Raw genomic sequence first — 15567 nt, forward strand, 5'->3', positions numbered from 1 at the left:
CCGCTCCGGGGCGCGCCCTCCCTTTCGTACGTCCGGATCAGTGGTCGTTCTGGGCCAGCCGCAGCAGGTGGTCGGCGAGGGCCTGGCCGCCCGTGGCGTCGCGGCTGATCAGCATCAGGGTGTCGTCGCCCGCGATCGTGCCGAGGACGTCGTGCAGCTCGGCCTGGTCGATCGCCGACGCGAGGAACTGCGCGGCGCCCGGCGGGGTGCGCAGGACCACGAGGTTCGCCGAGGCCTCCGCGGAGATCAGCAGCTCCGCGGAGAGCCGGCGCATCCGCTCCTCCTTCGCCGACTCCCCCAGCGGCGCGCGCGGGGTGCGGAAACCGCCCTCGCTCGGCACCGCGTAGATGAGGTCGCCGTCGTTGTTGCGGATCTTCACCGCGTTGAGCTCGTCGAGGTCCCGGGAGAGCGTCGCCTGAGTGACGTTCAGCCCGTCGTCGGCGAGGAGCTTCGCCAACTGACTCTGCGAGCGCACCGGTTGCCGGTTGAGGATGTCCACGATCCGGCGGTGGCGTGCGGTGCGGGTCTGCGGTACGGCGGGCCCTGCGTGCTCATGGTCCTGCGCCTGACTCATCGTCGTCCCATCTCCCGGGATCACCCGTCCCCGTTGGCTGCGTCGAGGACGCCGGGAAGGGCCCGGAGGAACGCGTCCACCTCGTCGTCGCCGAGGTTCAGCGGCGGCATCAGCCGTACGACATCGGGTGCGGGCGCGTTCACCAGGAGACCGGCGTCCTGAGCCGCCTTCTGCACCTGGCGGGCGCGCGGCTCGGTGAGCACGATACCCAGGAGCAGCCCCGCGCCCCTGACATGGTCGATCAGAGGATGGCCCGAACCCTCGATCCCGTCCCGCAGCCTCTCGCCGGCGCGCTTGACGTTGTCCAGCAGGCCCTCGGACTCGATCGTGTCGAGCACGGCGAGTCCGGCGGCGCAGACGACCGGGTTGCCGCCGAAGGTGGTGCCGTGGTGGCCGGGCTCCAGCAGAGCGGCGGCGCGGCCGAAGGCGACGGTGGCGCCGAGCGGCAGTCCGCCGCCGATGCCCTTGGCGAGCGTGACGATGTCGGGCAGGACGCCCTCGTGGGCCTGGTAGGCGAACCAGTGGCCGGTGCGGCCGATACCGGTCTGCACCTCGTCCAGGACGAGCAGGGCGCCCCGGGCCGCGGTGATGGCGCGGGCCGCCTTCAGATAGCCGGGGGGCGGGACGACGACACCGTTCTCGCCCTGGATCGGCTCGATGATCACCAGCGCGGTGTCGTCGGTGACCGCCTCGGCGAGGGCCTGCGCGTCACCGTAGGGGACGTGCGTGACGTCGCCGGGCAGCGGCCGGAAGGGCTCCTGCTTGCCGGACTGACCGGTGAGCGCGAGGGCTCCCATGGTCCGTCCGTGGAAGCCGCCGGTGGTGGCGACCATGTGGGTCCGCCCGGTCAGCCGGCCGATCTTGAACGCGCCCTCGTTGGCCTCGGCGCCCGAGTTGCAGAAGTACACCCGGCCCTCGCGGCCGAAGAGCTGGAGCAGCCGTTCGGCGAGGGCGACGGGAGGTTCGGCGATGAAGAGGTTGGAGACATGGCCGAGGGAGCGGATCTGCCGGTTCACGGCCTCGACGATCGCCGGGTGGCCGTGTCCGAGGGCGTTGACCGCGATGCCGCCGACGAAGTCGAGGTACTCGTTGCCGTCGGCGTCCCACAGCTTGGTCCCGGCACCGCGGACGAGCGGCAGTCCCGGGGTGCCGTAGTTGTCCATGAGCGCGCCCTGCCACCGCCGGGTGAGCTCCGCGTTCGTCCGGCCGCCGGTCATTTCGTGTCCCCCGCTTCGTCGTCGTCCGGCACGACCATCGTGCCGATGCCTTCGTCGGTGAAGATCTCCAGCAGGATCGAGTGCTGGACCCGGCCGTCGATGACCCGGGCGGTGGTGACGCCGTTGCGTACGGCGTGCAGGCACCCCTCCATCTTCGGCACCATGCCGCTGGCGAGCTCGGGAAGCAGCTTCTCCAGCTCGGAGGCGGTGAGACGGCTGATCACCTCGTCGCTGTCGGGCCAGTCCTCGTAGAGGCCCTCGACGTCCGTGAGGACCATGAGGGTCTCGGCACCCAGTGCGGCAGCGAGTGCCGCAGCCGCCGTATCAGCATTGACGTTGTAGACATGTCCGTCGTCCTGGCTCCGGGCGATCGAGGAGACGACCGGGATGCGGCCGTCGGCGAGCAGCGCCTCGATCGCGCCCGTGTCGATCTCGGTGATCTCGCCCACCCGCCCGATGTCGACGAGTTCGCCGTCGATCCGGGGCCGGTGCTTGGTGGCGGTGATGGTGTGCGCGTCCTCGCCGGTGATGCCGACGGCGAGCGGGCCGTGTTCGTTGAGCAGTCCGACGAGCTCGCGCTGGACCTGTCCGGCCAGCACCATGCGGACGACGTCCATCGCGTCCTCGGTGGTGACGCGCAGTCCCGCCTTGAACTCGCTGACGATGCCGTGCCGGTCGAGGGCCGCGCTGATCTGCGGTCCGCCGCCGTGCACGACGACCGGCCTGAGGCCCGCGTGGTGCAGGAACACGATGTCCTGGGCGAAGGCGGCCTTCAGCTCGGCGTCGATCATGGCGTTGCCGCCGAACTTGACGACGACGGTCTTGCCGCGGTGCCGGGTCAGCCAGGGCAGCGCCTCGATGAGGATCTGCGCCTTGGGCAGGGCGGTGTGCTTGCGGGTCGGATTGCTCATGAGGAGTACGCGCTGTTCTCGTGGACGTAGTCGGCGGTGAGGTCGTTGGTCCAGATGGTGGCGGTCGCGTCGCCCGCGGCGAGGTCGGCGACGACGTGGACCTCGCGGTAGCGCATGTCGACGAGGTCGCGGTCCTCGCCGACCCCTCCGTTCTTGCAGACCCAGACGCCGTTGATGGCGACGTTGAGCCGGTCGGGCTCGAAGGCGGCCTTCGTGGTGCCGATGGCGGACAGGACGCGGCCCCAGTTGGGGTCCTCGCCGTGGATCGCGCACTTGAGGAGGTTGTTGCGGGCGATGGAGCGGCCCACCTCGACGGCGTCGTCCTCGGTCGCGGCGTTGATCACCTCGACCTTGATGTCCTTGCTGGCCCCCTCGGCGTCCCGGATGAGCTGCTGGCCCAGGTCGTCGCAGACCGTCCGGACGGCCTCGGCGAACTCCGCCTGGTCCGGGGTGACTTCGCTGGCCCCGGAGGCGAGCAGCAGCACGGTGTCGTTGGTGGACATGCAGCCGTCGGAGTCGACCCGGTCGAAGGTGGTGCGGGTGGCGTCGCGCAGCGCCCGGTCGAGCGCGGCGCTGTCCACGTCCGCGTCGGTGGTGAGCACGACGAGCATGGTGGCGAGGCCGGGCGCGAGCATGCCGGCGCCCTTGGCCATGCCGCCGACCGTCCAGCCCTCCCCGGTCACCACGGAGGTCTTGTGCACGGTGTCGGTGGTCTTGATGGCGATGGCGGCCTTCTCGCCGCCGTGCGGGCCGAGTTGGGCGACGGCCAGGTCGATGCCGGGCAGCAGCTTGTCCATCGGGAGCAGTACGCCGATGAGGCCGGTCGAGCACACGGCGACGCTTCCCGCGCCGATGTCACCGAGTGCCTCGGCGACCTTCTCGGCGGTGGCGTGGGTGTCCTGGAAGCCCTGGGGTCCCGTACAGGCGTTGGCGCCGCCCGAGTTGAGGACGACCGCGTCGAGCTCGCCGCTCTTGAGGACCTGTTCCGACCACAGCACGGGCGCGGCCTTGACACGGTTGGAGGTGAAGACCCCCGCGGCGGCGCGGCGGGGCCCGGTGTTGACCACGAGGGCCAGGTCCGGGTTGCCGTTCGCCTTGATCCCGGCGGCTACGCCGGACGCGGTGAATCCCTGTGCTGCCGTGACGCTCACGGTGCGACTCCGATCGTGGAAAGCCCCAGGTCCTCGGGAAGGCCGAGGGCGAGGTTCATGCTCTGGACGGCACCGCCCGCGGTGCCCTTGGTGAGGTTGTCGATGGCGCTGATCGCGATGATGCGGTGCGCGGCGGCGTCGTACGCGACCTGGACCTGAACGGCGTTGGAACCGTGGACGGACGCCGTGGCCGGCCACTGTCCCTCGGGCAGCAGGTGGACGAACGGCTCGTCGGCGAAGGCCTTCTCGTAGGCGGCCCGGACGGACTCGGCGGTGACGCCGGGCTTCGCCTTGGCACTGCACGTGGCGAGGATGCCGCGGGACATGGGCGCGAGGGTGGGGGTGAAGGAGACGGTGACGGGTTCGCCCGCGGCGGCGGTGAGGTTCTGGATCATCTCGGGGGTGTGGCGGTGGCCGCCGCCGACGCCGTACGGGCTCATCGAGCCCATGACCTCGCTGCCGAGCAGGTGGGCCTTCGGCGCCTTCCCCGCGCCCGAGGTGCCGGAGGCGGCGACGATCACGGCCTCGGCCTCGGCGAGGCCCGCCCCGTAGGCGGGGAAGAGGGCGAGCGTGGCGGCCGTCGGATAGCAACCGGGCACCGCGATGCGCTTGGACCCCTCCAGCGCGGCGCGGGCACCCGGCAGTTCGGGGAGGCCGTAGGGCCAGGTCCCGGCGTGGGCGGAACCGTAGAAGCGCTCCCAGTCGGCCGGGTCCTTCAGCCGGAAGTCGGCGCCCATGTCGACCACGAGGACGTCGGGGCCGAGCTGCTCGGCGACCTCGGCGGACTGCCCGTGGGGCAGCGCGAGGAACACGACGTCGTGGCCGCGCAGTTCCTCGGCGGTGGTCTCGGTGAGCACCCGGCCGGCGAGCGGCAGCAGATGGGGCTGGATCTCCCCGAGCCGCCGTCCGGCGTTGGAGTTGCCGGTCAGGGTGCCGATCTCGATCTCGGGGTGTGTCAGGAGCAGGCGCAGCAGTTCCCCGCCCGCATACCCGCTCGCTCCCGCCACCGCCGCACGCATCGCCATGGAACCCTCCTCTTGGATGGCATGACTATACGTTTCCCTGCACGTTTATGCAATCCTCATGGCCGGCCGTCCGGACTCCGTCGTACCCCCTCCGGTCCCTCACCACTCGGGCACCACACGATCGGGCCCGAAGGAAATGCGCGGGCCGATCAGATGAATTCCGGTCAAAGGCTCGCATCCGCTTCTCCCGGGGCCGGCGGCTTGGAAGCATCCCCGGCATGCGTCCTCCCCGGGCCCCGCAGAGGGCTCTCCTGGTCTGCGCCGCCGCTGTCGCGCTCGCCGCCTGTTCCGGGTCGGGCTCCGGTTCCGCGGACCGGTCGCCGGGAGCCCTGGGAGCCCCGGGAGGCGGCGGTGCCGCGCCCTCCGTCACGGCGGACGCACGGCGGTCCGTGGTGACCTTCGCGGGGGCGGCCCCGCTCGGGGCCGGGACCGCGCGCCGGACGGCGGACCGCATGCGGGCACGGGCCAGGGCGCTGGGGCTGCGGGACGTACGCGTCGAGGTCCGCGCGGGCGGGATCACCGTCACCGGCCGTACCGCCGACGAGAGCGGCCTGACGGGTCTCGGCGCGTCCGGCCGGCTCGGGTTCCGCCCCGTCCTGGCCGAGGAGGCGTCCGGCGCGACAGAGACGCCGGGGCCGTCACCCACCGCCACTTCGCGGGGGCGTGCCGTCACCGAGGGGCTGCGCCCCCGCACCGACGCCTCGGCGAGCGCGAGTGCCGGGTCCGCTCCGGCCGGGAGCGGCGCCCCGGACGCGGCGCTCCTGGCACGTTTCGCGGCGCTGGACTGTTCGGCGAAGGAGAGACCCGCGACCGGGCCGGAGTCCGACGCGCGGGAGCCGGTCGTCGCCTGCGGGACCGCCGGCGGCGGATCGGCCTCGCCGGACAAGTTCCTGCTGGGGCCGACGGCGGTGGACGGGGCCAGGGTGTCCTCGGCCGAGGCGGTGGACGGCGGGCAGAACGGTGGCCCGCTCGTACGGCTGCGCTTCGACACCTCCGGGGCCCGGAGGTTCGCCGCCCTCACGCAGAGCCTGTCGGTGAACACCGCGCCGCGGAACCAGGTGGCCATCGTCCTGGACGGCGTCGTGATCTCCGCTCCGTCCGTCGCCCAGCGGCTCGACGGCGGCACCGCCGACATCTACGGGAGCTTCACCCGCGCGTCGGCCGAGCGGCTCGCCGCGACCATCGGCTCGGGCGCGCTCCCGGCACCGGTGTCCGTGACCGGCGTGACCCGGCTCCCGGGCACATGAAGAAGGTGCCGTACGAGACGTACGGCACCCTTTCTTTCCGGTCTTCCCCGCGGACCCCGGTCCGCGGGGAGCGGGAGCACCGGCGACCGGCGGCCGGGGCGCCCGGCCGGACCGGGGTCAGGAACGCTTGGCGTCGCGCTCGGCGTTCTTCTGCTTGATCCGCACGCTCTCCTTGCGGACCTCCGCCTGGGTGGCGCGCTCACGCCGCAGCCACTCGGGGTCCTCCGTCTTCAGCGCCTCGATCTGCTCGGTGGTGAGCGCCTCGCTGACGCCGCCGCGGGCGAGTCCCGCGATGGAGACGCCCAGCTTGGCGGCGACGACCGGCCGCGGGTGCGGGCCGGTACGGCGCAGTTCCTGGAGCCAGGCGGGCGGGTCGGTCTGCAACGCGTTCAGTTCGGCGCGCGAGACGACACCCTCCTGGAACTCGGCGGGGGTGGCCTCGAGGTACACACCCAGCTTCTTCGCCGCGGTGGCGGGCTTCATCGTCTGGGCGGTCTGGTGCGAACTCATGGGGTCAAGGGTATCGAGCGCGCGGGCTCCCGCCGACCATCGCCGGTACGGCGGCGGCGGCCACGCCGGGTAATCTGACGTGGTGACCGGCTCCGAAGCACCCCCCTCGTTCAGGCTCGCCTACGTTCCGGGGGTGACGCCCTCGAAGTGGGTACGGATCTGGAACGAGCGGCTGCCGGACGTACCGCTGGAGCTCGTCCCGGTGTCCGCCGACGAGGTGTACGACGTCCTGCGGCGCGGCGACGCCGACGCGGGGTTCGTCCGGCTGCCGGTCGACGGGACCGATCTCAGCGCGATCCCCCTCTACACCGAGACGACGGTCGTCGTGGTCCCCAAGGACCACATCGTGGCGGCGGTCGAGCAGATCTCCGGCGAGGACCTGGCCGACGACATCGTGCTGCACCCCCTCGACGACCCGCTGGACTGGGAGAGCCTGCCGGGCAGGCCCGCGCTGGAGCGGCCCGCCACCACCGCGGACGCCGTCGAACTCGTCGCGGCGGGCATCGGCGTCGTGGTCGTCCCGCAGTCCCTCGCCCGGCTCCACCACCGCAAGGACCTCACCTACCGCACGGTCACGGACGCCCCCGAGTCGCGGGTCGCGCTGGCCTGGCCCGAGGAGCGGACCACCGACCGGGTGGAGGACTTCATCGGCATCGTGCGCGGCCGCACGGTCAACAGCACGCGTGGGCGTTCCCAGACCCCGCCCGCGGCGCAGCAGAAGGACCGGGGCACGGGGAAGCCGGCCAGGTCCGCAGCCGGGAAGTCCGACGCGGGCGGCGCCCGGCGCAAGCCCGCGCCCGGCCGGACGGGCGGCAAGGCCGGGGGCAGGACCGCGTCGAAGAACACCCGGGGCGGCGGCACCGGCGGTCCCAAGGGCGGCGCGAAGCGCGGCAAGCCCCGCCGCAACCCGTAGGCCCGACGCCGCCCGCCCTCGGGGCGGTGCGGACCCCGCGGCCTCGCTTGACCTGGAGCGCGCTCCAGGTCCTACGGTCGTTCCCTGGGCGGCGGACGGCACTTCCCGCGTCCCGGCCGGAGTTCCTGATCCGGCGGGGCGCACGGGCGTGCCGCACGCGTCCGCCCCCGACGACGAGATCGATCACCACCGACGGCTGCCGGCGCGGCCGGGATCGGACGACCGGACATGAGCGACACCGCGAACGGCACCGGGGCCACCACGCGAGAGGAGCGTTTCGAGCACGGCATGGAGGTCCTCGGCCGGGTGGACGGCGAGTCCGGCCGGCGGGTGGTCGCCGCGCTCGGCGACATCAACCCCGAACTGGGCCACCAGATCGTCGCCTGGGGGTTCGGCGACATCTACGACCGGCCCGGACTCGCGCCGCGCGACCGCCAGTTGGTCACCCTCGGCATGCTGACCGCGCTCGGCGGCTGCGAGCCCCAGCTGGAGGTGCACGTCAACGCGTCGCTGAACGTGGGTCTCTCCCCGGAGGAGATCGTCGAGGCGCTGCTGCACTCGGCCGTCTACTGCGGCATGCCGAAGGCGATCAACGCGACGCTGGTCGCCAAGAAGGTGTTCGGCGAGCGCGGGCTGCTGCCCGTCGGCGACGGCGCCACGACGGGCCGCGCCACGGTCTGAGCACGGGGTCCCGGCGGTGCCCGGTTCGAGGGGCGGCCGTCGGCCCGGCGGCCCGGACGGCGAGAATGGGGGCCGGGCGCGCCGGCAGGCGCTGTCCTGTGGACGGGACGGAGGAGCGGGACGGCATGGACGGGTTCTGGCCGGTCGGGGACGTGCTGACGTACCTGGGCGGAAGCTGGCGGGTCGAGCGCACCGTCCGGGATCTCGCGAGCGGCGCGGAGGGCCGTTTCACCGGTACGACGGTCTTCGCCCCGGCGGACGGCGGCGGGCTGCTGCACCGGGAGTCGGGCACGTTCGTGTGGCAGGGCGTGGCGCGGCCCGCCGAGCGGACCCTGCGGTTCCTGCCGGGCGTGGGCCCGGGTACCGCTCTCGTACGGTTCTCCGACGGCCGTCCGTTCCACGACCTGGACCTGACGAGCGGGCACTGGGTCGCCGACCACCCGTGCGCGGCGGATCTCTACCGGGGCGAGTTCACGGTCCGCGACGAGGACCACTGGCGGTCCGTCTGGCGGGTGCGCGGGCCCGCGAAGGACCTGGTGCTCACCACCGGCTACGCGCGTGCGGCCTGACCCGGCACCCCGTCGACACGCAGGTTCCAGCGGCCCGCCCGCCCCGTCACGGTGATCGCCGACAGGGGGCGGACGTCGATGTTCCAGTACGTCGACGGCGGTGCCTTCAGCGCGTAGACCAGTGCGGCCCGTACGACCGACGGCTCGGCGACCGCGACGATGCTGCCGCCGTCCTCCCCCGGGCGGGTGTCGAGCCAGGCGCCGACCCGGGCGATGAAGGCCAGCAGGCTCTCGCCGCCGTGGGGCGTGGAGCGCGGATCGGACAGCCAGGAGTCCACGGCCCCGGGCTCGCGGGCCATGGCCTCGCCCAGGGTGAAGCCCCGCCAGCGGCCCATGTCGCAGTCACGCAGCGCGAGCTGGACGAGCGGGGCGTAGCCGAGGACGTCACCGGTGGCACGGCTGCGGGGGGTCGGCGCGCAGTAGCGCAGCTCGGCCGCCGCCAGCGGCAGCAGCCCCGCGGCGGCGCGCTGCGCTTCTTCCCATCCCGCCTGGTCCAGCGGCCGGTCGTCCTCGAAGCGCTCCGCCAGCAGCGCGGAGCTGCGTGCGGCGGCGACGAACGTGACCCGAAGATGCATGCGCAGATCGTGGAGCGCCCGCCTCCGCAGGTCAAGGGTGTTACGCAGAGTGTCCGAATATGCACGGGACATCGACAGCCGGTCTGTGCGGCGGCTGTGCGGACGCCCAGGATCCGGCCGTCCCGCGCGCGCGGCCCGTACGCCCGGCCACCTGCGGGCCGGCTCAGGCCCGCACCTCGTCGTGGGCCGCCGCCAGCCGCCGTACGCCCTCGGTGATCTCCTCCGTCCCCGCGACCGCCGCGAAGCTCAACCGGATCTGCGCGGCCGGGGGTTCGGCGCTGTAGTAGGGGCGACCGGGGGTGACGGCCACTCCCGCGCGCAGCGCGGCGGCGGTGAACGCGGACTCGTCGATGCCCTCGGGCAGTCGCGCCCACAGGTGATAGCCGCCGAACGGGACGTGGGGCAGGGCGAGTTCGGGGATCCGCAGTCGCAGCGCGGCGGTCATGGTGTCGCGCCGGGCCTTCAACTCGGCCGAAACCGTGCGCAGATGACGCGGCCAGGCGGGCGAGCCGACGAGTTCGAGCGCGGCCTCCTGGAGCGGGCGCGGCACGAAGAAGGTGTCGACGACCTGGATGGCGCGCAGCCGCTCCAGTACCGGACCGCGGGCCGCGAGGGCGCTCACCCGGAAGCTCGGCGAGGTCGCCTTGGTCAGGGAACCGACGTGCACGACGACCCCGTCGGGGTCCTCTGCGGCCAGCGGACGCGGCAGCGGGCCCGCGTCCTCGTGCACCAGGCGGCGTACGAAGTCGTCCTCGACGACGAAGGCCCCGGCGTCCCGCGCGATCCGCAGCACCTCGCCCCGCCGCTCGGGAGCGAGCACGGCTCCGGTCGGATTCTGGAACAGCGGCTGGCAGACGAAGACGCGGGCGCCGGTCGCCCGGAAGGCGTCGGCCAGGAGCTCGGGTTTCACCCCGTCGGGGTCGACCGGGACCGGAACGGGGCGCAGCCCGGCGGCGCGGGCGATCGCCAGCATGCCCGGATACGTGGGCGACTCGACCAGCACCGGGGCGCCGGGCGGGGCGAGCGCGCGCAGGGCGGTCGTCAGGGCGGCCTGGCCGCCCGCGGCGACGAGGACGTCGGCGGCGCCGATCGCCCCGCCGATCCCGCGCGCGAACCACTCGCGCAGTTCGGGCAGGCCCTCCATGGGGGGCCTCGACCAGGCGCCGGGGCGGCGGCCGGCCCGTGAGAGTGCGGCGCCCATCGCCCGCTCCGGCTGGAGCGAGGGGTGCAGATAGCCGCCGTTGAACTCGACGACACCGGGGGGCGGCGCGGCGAGCGAGACGAGAACACCGGAGGCGTCCACGGTGCGGGGGACGGCCTCGGCCGCGGCGTCCGCGCTGAGGGCGATCTCCTGCCAGGAGGTGTCGCCGGTGGAGGCGAGGGCGGGCCGCGGCCGCGCCCGGAAGGCGCCCGCGCCGGGCCGGGTGACGACGAGTCCCTCGGCGGCCAGCTGCGCGAGCGCCCGCGACACGGTCACCGGGCTCACCCGGAACCGTTCGACGAGGGCCCGACTGGAGGGCAGCTTTCCACCGGGAGAGTAGCGGTTCAGCTCTTTCCGCAGCCGTTCCGCCAGATCGTCCACACTGCTACGCTCTTGCATGAGAGCACAGAGTAGCGCTATCGATCCGACCGGGATAGCGGTCAGCACCGGATCCGGCCCCACCGCCGTCGTCCCGTCCCGGGACCCCGCTCCGGGGGACCGCCGCGCGGGCACCGTGCAGGCGGCTCTGGGCGTGACCGCCTTCTCCCTCACCTTTCCCGCGACCGCCTGGGGCCTCCAGGGCTTCGGCCCCTGGTCGCTGGTGACCGTGCGCTGCGTCCTCGCGGCGCTCGTCGCGGGCGGCTGTCTGCTGGCGCTGCGGATCCCCCGGCCCGCCCGGCGGCATCTGGCGGGCCTCGCCGTGGTCGCCGCAGGGGTCGTCCTCGGCTTCCCGCTCCTGACGACCCTGGCCCTGCGGACCTCGACCACCGCCCACGCCGCCGTCGTCGTCGGGCTGCTTCCGCTGACGACGGCGCTGTTCTCGGCGCTGCGCACCGGCGCGCGACCGTCGCGGACGTTCTGGCTGGCGGCCTGCGCGGGCGCGGCGGCGGTGATCGCGTTCACCGTGCAGCAGAGCGGCGGGGCGCTGACCGGCGCGGACGCCTATCTCTTCGGGGCGCTGCTGATCTGCGCGGCGGGCTACACCGAGGGCGGCCGGCTGGCCCGGGTGATGCCGGGCTGGCAGGTCATCGGCTGGGCCCTGGTGCTGTGTCTGCCGCTCAGCGTTCCGGGCGCGCTGCTCGCGCTGTCGTACGAACCGGTGCGGCTGACGGCGCACAGCGTGACCGGGCTGCTGTGGGTCGCGGTCGGTTCGCAGTTCGCCGGCCTGGTCGTCTGGTACCGGGGGATGGCGTCGATCGGGATCCCGAAGGCCAGCCAGTTGCAGCTGGCCCAGCCGCTGCTCACACTGGTGTGGTCGGTACTGCTCCTGGGCGAGCGGCTCACCCCGGCGGCACCCCTGACGGCGGCCGCCGTCCTCGTCTGCATCGCTCTGACCCAGCGGGCGCGGGGCTGACCCACAGGCGAGGAGACCGTTCAGATGCACGCAACCAAAGGCGACAAGCTCGTGCAGCACGGCCGGACCGTCGGACAGCACGACAAGGTCGCGGAGATCACCGAGGTCATGGGAGCCGAAGGCTCTCCCCCCTACCGGGTGCGGTTCGAGGACGGTCACGAGGCGGTGTGCTCGCCGGGCCCCGACTCCGAGATCCGTCACCGGGAGATGCCGCCGCGGTAGGGCGCGAGCCGAGAGGCCGAGGGGCCCTCAGAGCGGGGGCTTCGCCGGCTGCCGGTAGTGGTCGGCGACGACGCGCGCCATGGCGCCGATCCGGTCGGCACCCGCCTCCGAGGCCGCGAAGAAGACATGCCCGCGCACTTCAGGGTGGCGGCGGGCGAGGGTGAGGTGCCGGGAGAGTTCCGCCGGGTCCTGCCAGGCCTCGGGCTGCGCCGGGTCGCCCGCCTTGTAGAGCGCCTCGCCCGCGTACAGTCCCACGCCGGTTCCCTTCGCCACCGCCGCCCACCAGGGCAGCAGCCGCGCGTAGTCGGCGGCGGCGAAGCCGATGTTCCAGTACAGCTGTGGACAGATGTAGTCCACCCAACGTTGCCGGACCCATTTCCTGGTGTCGGCGTACAGGTCGTCGTACGTCTCGATGCCCGCCCGGGTCGGTGAGCCGAGCGGATCCGTGGAGGCGTTGCGCCAGACCCCGAAGGGGCTGATCCCGAACCGGACCCCGGGGCGGGCCTTCTTGACGCCCGCCGCCATGTCCTGCACCAGCCGGTCGATGTTGTGGCGCCGCCAGGCCGCCCGGTCCGGGAAGCCCGTGCCGTGCTCGGCGTACGCCGCGTCGTCGTCGAAGCGCTCGCCGCGCACCGGATAGGGATAGAAGTAGTCGTCCCAGTGCACGCCGTCGACCGGGTACCGGCGGACCGCGTCGAGCATCGCGGCCAGGACGAACGTACGGACCGGGGGAAGTCCGGGGTTGTAGTAGAGCTTCCCGCCGTGACGCACGGTCCAGTCGGGGTGGAGCCGCGCGGGGTGCGAGGGGGCGAGCCGGCCGGGGTCCGGCTGTCCGGAGACGCGGTACGGGTTGAACCAGGCGTGCAGCTCGAGGCCGCGCGCGTGGGCCTCCCGTACGGCGGTGCCCAGCGGGTCCCAGCCCGGGTCCTTGCCCTGGACGCCGGTCAGATAGCGCGACCACGGCTCGTACGGCGAGGGCCACAGCGCGTCGGCGGCGGGGCGGACCTGGAAGAACACGGTGTTGAGGCGCAGGCGCACGGCCGTGTCGAGCAGGCCGAGCAGTTCGGCGCGCTGGCGGGCGGCGCTCAGGCCGGTGCGGGAGGGCCAGTCGCGGTTGGAGGCGGTCGCGAGCCACAGGCCCCGCATGGCGCGCGGGGCCGCGCCCTCGGCGGCGGCGTCCCCCGCCGTACCGAGACCCGAGAGGGTCGCGAGCGCGGCCGCCGTGAACGCCCGGCGTGGCAGTCGCCCCATATGCGCACCCCTCACATGACGAATCCATCCGATTACGGAACGTATGGGGACCCAGCATGCACCACCCCGACGATCGATCATCGATACTTGGGAGTAACGTGCACGTTCGGAGCAGGGACCGAACAACGGACGACCTGCCGGGCCGTGCGGATCAGCGAAGGGGACGATGTGACCGACATCGAACGCGTCGGAGTGGTGGGCTGCGGCCAGATGGGAGCGGGCATCGCCGAGGTGTGCGCCCGCTCCGGTCTCGACGTCAAGGTCGCCGAGACCACCGGAGAAGCCCTGGAGATCGGCCGTACCCGGCTGTTCTCCTCCCTGTCCAAGGCGGCCGAACGCGGAAAGATCTCCGCGGACGAGCTCAAGGCCACCCAGGACCGGCTGAGCTTCACCACGGACCTCGGCGAGTTCGCCGACCGTGATCTGGTGATCGAGGCCGTCGTCGAGAACGAGCAGGTGAAGACCGAGATCTTCCAGGTGCTCGACCAGGTGGTGACCCGGCCGGACGCGATCCTGGCCTCCAACACCTCCTCGATCCCGCTGGTGAAGCTGGCCGTCGCGACCTCGCGTCCCGACCAGGTCATCGGCATCCACTTCTTCAACCCGGCCCCGGTGCAGCAGCTCGTCGAGCTGATCCCGGCGCTGACCACCTCCGAGGGCACCATCGGGCGCGCCCAGCTGTTCGCCGAGAAGGCGCTCGGCAAGCACGCGATCCGCGCCCAGGACCGCTCGGGCTTCGTCGTCAACGCGCTGCTGATCCCGTATCTGCTGTCCGCGATCCGGATGTTCGAGTCGGGCATCGCGAGCCGCGAGGACATCGACAACGGCATGGAGATGGGCTGCGCCCACCCGATGGGCCCGCTCAAGCTGTCGGACCTGATCGGTCTCGACACGGTGGCCTCGGTCGCGTACTCGATGTACGAGGAGTACAAGGAGCCGCTGTACGCCGCTCCCCCGCTGCTCCAGCGCATGGTCGACGCCGGCCGCCTGGGCCGCAAGTCCGGCTCGGGGTTCTACACCTACGGCTGATCGCACCGGCTGAACTCCCGCTCCGCCGTGCGGAGTCACCGCGGGCCCGGCACCTTTCCCGGTGCGGGGCCCGCGGTGTTCACACGCCGTGTGCGCGCCGGGCCCGCATATGCCCGGCGCACACGCTCCCCACGCACCCACCAGGCGAGTTGACTTTCCGTACCCGGACACAGGGATGTGCCGACCACGGAAAGGAGCGGACTCGTGACCGCCGACCCCGAGCATCCCGCGGCACCGAAGGAGATCGCGGAGTTACGCCGGTCGCTCGAAGTGGGGTTCACCCGCATCGAGGGCGGACTGGCGCTGCTCACCCAGCGCGACGACCAGACGGCCAAGGACCTCGACGACCTCAGTACACGGATCGTCGCCCTCGAACACACCCGCTGGCCCCTGCCCACCGTCGCCGCCGTCGCGGCCGTGGGCGCACTGGCCGTGGCGGTCTGGCAGGCCCTCGGCCACTAGCCGGGGTGCCCGGGGGGGGCGGTCAGGGCAGGGTGTCCTGACCGAGCCTGAGGTGGTGCAGCAGGAGCAGTGCGGCCGCCATGTTGGCGGCCGGGACCTCACCACGGGCGACCATGTCGGGAACGAGCTTCAGGGGTACCCATTCCCGGCGGTCGGACTCGAAGTCGTCCACGGGGTGTCCGATGTACGCGCCCTCGTCCGCCCAGTAGATGTGATGCCGGGCGTCGGTGAGCCCGTTGGAGGGCTCGACACTCATCAGATGCCTGAGGGGTCCCGGCCGCCAGCCGGTCTCCTCCTCCAGTTCGCGGGCCGCCGCCACGGCGATGTCCTCGCCGTCCTCCACCACACCGGCCGGGAGTTCCCACCCCCAGCTGTCGGTGATGAAGCGGTGCCGCCACAGGAGCAGCACCTCGTTGGCCTCGTTGACGACCGTGGCCACGGCGACGGGCCGCAGCCGTATGAGGAAGTGATCGAGATGCCGTCCGTCCGGCAGCTCCACATCCGCGAGATTGACGCTGAACCAGCGGTTTTCATACACAGTTTGTTCGTTCTGTTTCGTCCACTGCACGGTTCTGCCACCTTCCGCCGAGTGATGGCAATATCGCAGCAGCGGCGTCCGGACAGCAGGGCTCACTGGGGTCGGGGCGCAGCACGGCGGCGGTGGACGCCAGCCGG

At 72.8% G+C, this 15567-nt stretch carries 18 protein-coding genes; 8 read left to right on the forward strand and 10 right to left on the reverse strand.

What is annotated here, in order from left to right:
* Positions 1-37 precede the first annotated feature (37 nt).
* Genes ACFWI4_RS29605 through argC form a run of 5 tightly spaced genes read right to left on the reverse strand, consistent with a single transcriptional unit; the run spans position 38 to position 4878 of the window.
* A complete protein-coding gene (locus ACFWI4_RS29605; protein WP_151468406.1) occupies positions 38-574 on the reverse strand; it encodes an arginine repressor in 537 nt (178 codons plus the stop codon).
* Between the two features lie 20 nt (positions 575-594).
* Positions 595-1791 carry an acetylornithine transaminase gene (locus ACFWI4_RS29610; RefSeq protein ID WP_387202296.1) on the reverse strand — a complete coding sequence of 399 codons (1197 nt, stop codon included), beginning with the start codon at positions 1789-1791 and terminating at the stop codon, positions 595-597.
* Complete coding sequence (gene argB / locus ACFWI4_RS29615) at positions 1788-2702, reverse strand: acetylglutamate kinase (protein ID WP_387202299.1); 915 nt, start codon at positions 2700-2702, stop codon at positions 1788-1790. Before argB ends, ACFWI4_RS29610 begins: the two co-directional genes overlap by 4 nt.
* Positions 2699-3853: a bifunctional glutamate N-acetyltransferase/amino-acid acetyltransferase ArgJ gene (argJ, locus tag ACFWI4_RS29620; RefSeq protein ID WP_387202301.1), complete on the reverse strand. Its 1155-nt coding sequence runs from the start codon at positions 3851-3853 to the stop codon at positions 2699-2701. The genes argB and argJ overlap by 4 nt, the downstream gene beginning before the upstream one ends.
* Positions 3850-4878: an N-acetyl-gamma-glutamyl-phosphate reductase gene (argC, locus tag ACFWI4_RS29625; protein WP_387202304.1), complete on the reverse strand. Its 1029-nt coding sequence runs from the start codon at positions 4876-4878 to the stop codon at positions 3850-3852. Before argC ends, argJ begins: the two co-directional genes overlap by 4 nt.
* A 218-nt stretch (positions 4879-5096) precedes the next feature.
* On the opposite strand from argC, the gene ACFWI4_RS29630 reads away from it, so the two are divergent.
* Complete coding sequence (locus tag ACFWI4_RS29630) at positions 5097-6125, forward strand: hypothetical protein (RefSeq protein ID WP_387202308.1); 1029 nt, start codon at positions 5097-5099, stop codon at positions 6123-6125.
* Between the two features lie 117 nt (positions 6126-6242).
* Here ACFWI4_RS29630 and ACFWI4_RS29635 read toward each other — a convergent pair whose 3' ends face one another.
* Complete coding sequence (locus ACFWI4_RS29635; protein WP_387202311.1) at positions 6243-6635, reverse strand: DUF5997 family protein; 393 nt, start codon at positions 6633-6635, stop codon at positions 6243-6245.
* 82 nt (positions 6636-6717) lie between these two features.
* On the opposite strand from ACFWI4_RS29635, the gene ACFWI4_RS29640 reads away from it, so the two are divergent.
* The 3 genes from ACFWI4_RS29640 (at position 6718) to ACFWI4_RS29650 (ending at position 8798) form a co-directional block, all read left to right on the forward strand.
* The gene (locus ACFWI4_RS29640) at positions 6718-7548 is read left to right on the forward strand and encodes a LysR family transcriptional regulator substrate-binding protein (protein WP_387202314.1); all 831 of its coding nucleotides are present in this window, start codon (positions 6718-6720) and stop codon (positions 7546-7548) included.
* A 228-nt stretch (positions 7549-7776) separates the two neighbouring features.
* Positions 7777-8229, forward strand: coding sequence for a carboxymuconolactone decarboxylase family protein (locus ACFWI4_RS29645; RefSeq protein ID WP_387202317.1), 453 nt, complete (start codon positions 7777-7779; stop codon positions 8227-8229).
* A 125-nt stretch (positions 8230-8354) separates the two neighbouring features.
* Positions 8355-8798 carry a DUF6314 family protein gene (locus ACFWI4_RS29650; RefSeq protein ID WP_387202320.1) on the forward strand — a complete coding sequence of 148 codons (444 nt, stop codon included), beginning with the start codon at positions 8355-8357 and terminating at the stop codon, positions 8796-8798.
* On the opposite strand, the gene ACFWI4_RS29655 is transcribed toward ACFWI4_RS29650, so the two are convergent.
* Both ACFWI4_RS29655 and ACFWI4_RS29660 read right to left on the reverse strand, forming a co-directional pair.
* Entirely contained in the window at positions 8780-9373 is a 594-nt protein-coding gene (locus ACFWI4_RS29655; RefSeq protein WP_385404642.1) for a histidine phosphatase family protein, read from the reverse strand. The two genes, ACFWI4_RS29650 and ACFWI4_RS29655, sit on opposite strands and share 19 nt — an antisense overlap.
* A gap of 163 nt (positions 9374-9536) precedes the next feature.
* The gene (locus tag ACFWI4_RS29660) at positions 9537-10973 is read right to left on the reverse strand and encodes a PLP-dependent aminotransferase family protein (RefSeq protein ID WP_387202323.1); all 1437 of its coding nucleotides are present in this window, start codon (positions 10971-10973) and stop codon (positions 9537-9539) included.
* On the opposite strand from ACFWI4_RS29660, the gene ACFWI4_RS29665 reads away from it, so the two are divergent.
* Positions 10972-11928 (forward strand): DMT family transporter, encoded by a 957-nt coding sequence (locus ACFWI4_RS29665; protein ID WP_387202326.1) that lies wholly within the window; start codon positions 10972-10974, stop codon positions 11926-11928. The genes ACFWI4_RS29660 and ACFWI4_RS29665 overlap by 2 nt on opposite strands.
* 24 nt (positions 11929-11952) lie before the next feature.
* Positions 11953-12150 (forward strand): DUF1918 domain-containing protein, encoded by a 198-nt coding sequence (locus tag ACFWI4_RS29670; protein ID WP_339128264.1) that lies wholly within the window; start codon positions 11953-11955, stop codon positions 12148-12150.
* A 27-nt stretch (positions 12151-12177) separates the two neighbouring features.
* Here ACFWI4_RS29670 and ACFWI4_RS29675 read toward each other — a convergent pair whose 3' ends face one another.
* Positions 12178-13401 (reverse strand): glycoside hydrolase family 10 protein, encoded by a 1224-nt coding sequence (locus ACFWI4_RS29675; protein WP_387202329.1) that lies wholly within the window; start codon positions 13399-13401, stop codon positions 12178-12180.
* A gap of 168 nt (positions 13402-13569) precedes the next feature.
* Between ACFWI4_RS29675 and ACFWI4_RS29680 the strand changes: the two genes are divergently transcribed.
* Together ACFWI4_RS29680 and ACFWI4_RS29685 are read left to right on the forward strand one after the other, a co-directional pair.
* Positions 13570-14430: a 3-hydroxybutyryl-CoA dehydrogenase gene (locus ACFWI4_RS29680; protein WP_339128266.1), complete on the forward strand. Its 861-nt coding sequence runs from the start codon at positions 13570-13572 to the stop codon at positions 14428-14430.
* A gap of 204 nt (positions 14431-14634) precedes the next feature.
* A complete protein-coding gene (locus ACFWI4_RS29685) occupies positions 14635-14892 on the forward strand; it encodes a hypothetical protein (protein ID WP_387202332.1) in 258 nt (85 codons plus the stop codon).
* Between the two features lie 22 nt (positions 14893-14914).
* Here ACFWI4_RS29685 and ACFWI4_RS29690 read toward each other — a convergent pair whose 3' ends face one another.
* Positions 14915-15460 (reverse strand): NUDIX hydrolase, encoded by a 546-nt coding sequence (locus tag ACFWI4_RS29690; RefSeq protein WP_385404654.1) that lies wholly within the window; start codon positions 15458-15460, stop codon positions 14915-14917.
* Positions 15461-15567 lie beyond the last annotated feature (107 nt).

The sequence above is a fragment of the Streptomyces sp. NPDC127038 genome, from assembly GCF_042725875.1.
Taxonomy (GTDB): domain Bacteria; phylum Actinomycetota; class Actinomycetes; order Streptomycetales; family Streptomycetaceae; genus Streptomyces.

Bases quoted from the DNA above. Each gene is read 5' to 3' on its own strand.
- ACFWI4_RS29605 (WP_151468406.1), bottom strand. From the start codon at position 574: ATGAGTCAGGCGCAGGACCATGAGCACGCAGGGCCCGCCGTACCGCAG.
- ACFWI4_RS29610 (WP_387202296.1), bottom strand. From the start codon at position 1,791: ATGACCGGCGGCCGGACGAACGCGGAGCTCACCCGGCGGTGGCAGGGC.
- argB (WP_387202299.1), bottom strand. From the start codon at position 2,702: ATGAGCAATCCGACCCGCAAGCACACCGCCCTGCCCAAGGCGCAGATC.
- argC (WP_387202304.1), bottom strand. From the start codon at position 4,878: ATGGCGATGCGTGCGGCGGTGGCGGGAGCGAGCGGGTATGCGGGCGGG.
- ACFWI4_RS29630 (WP_387202308.1), top strand. From the start codon at position 5,097: ATGCGTCCTCCCCGGGCCCCGCAGAGGGCTCTCCTGGTCTGCGCCGCC.
- ACFWI4_RS29635 (WP_387202311.1), bottom strand. From the start codon at position 6,635: ATGAGTTCGCACCAGACCGCCCAGACGATGAAGCCCGCCACCGCGGCG.
- ACFWI4_RS29645 (WP_387202317.1), top strand. From the start codon at position 7,777: ATGAGCGACACCGCGAACGGCACCGGGGCCACCACGCGAGAGGAGCGT.
- ACFWI4_RS29650 (WP_387202320.1), top strand. From the start codon at position 8,355: ATGGACGGGTTCTGGCCGGTCGGGGACGTGCTGACGTACCTGGGCGGA.
- ACFWI4_RS29655 (WP_385404642.1), bottom strand. From the start codon at position 9,373: ATGCATCTTCGGGTCACGTTCGTCGCCGCCGCACGCAGCTCCGCGCTG.
- ACFWI4_RS29665 (WP_387202326.1), top strand. From the start codon at position 10,972: ATGAGAGCACAGAGTAGCGCTATCGATCCGACCGGGATAGCGGTCAGC.
- ACFWI4_RS29660 (WP_387202323.1), bottom strand. From the start codon at position 10,973: ATGCAAGAGCGTAGCAGTGTGGACGATCTGGCGGAACGGCTGCGGAAA.
- ACFWI4_RS29670 (WP_339128264.1), top strand. From the start codon at position 11,953: ATGCACGCAACCAAAGGCGACAAGCTCGTGCAGCACGGCCGGACCGTC.
- ACFWI4_RS29675 (WP_387202329.1), bottom strand. From the start codon at position 13,401: ATGGGGCGACTGCCACGCCGGGCGTTCACGGCGGCCGCGCTCGCGACC.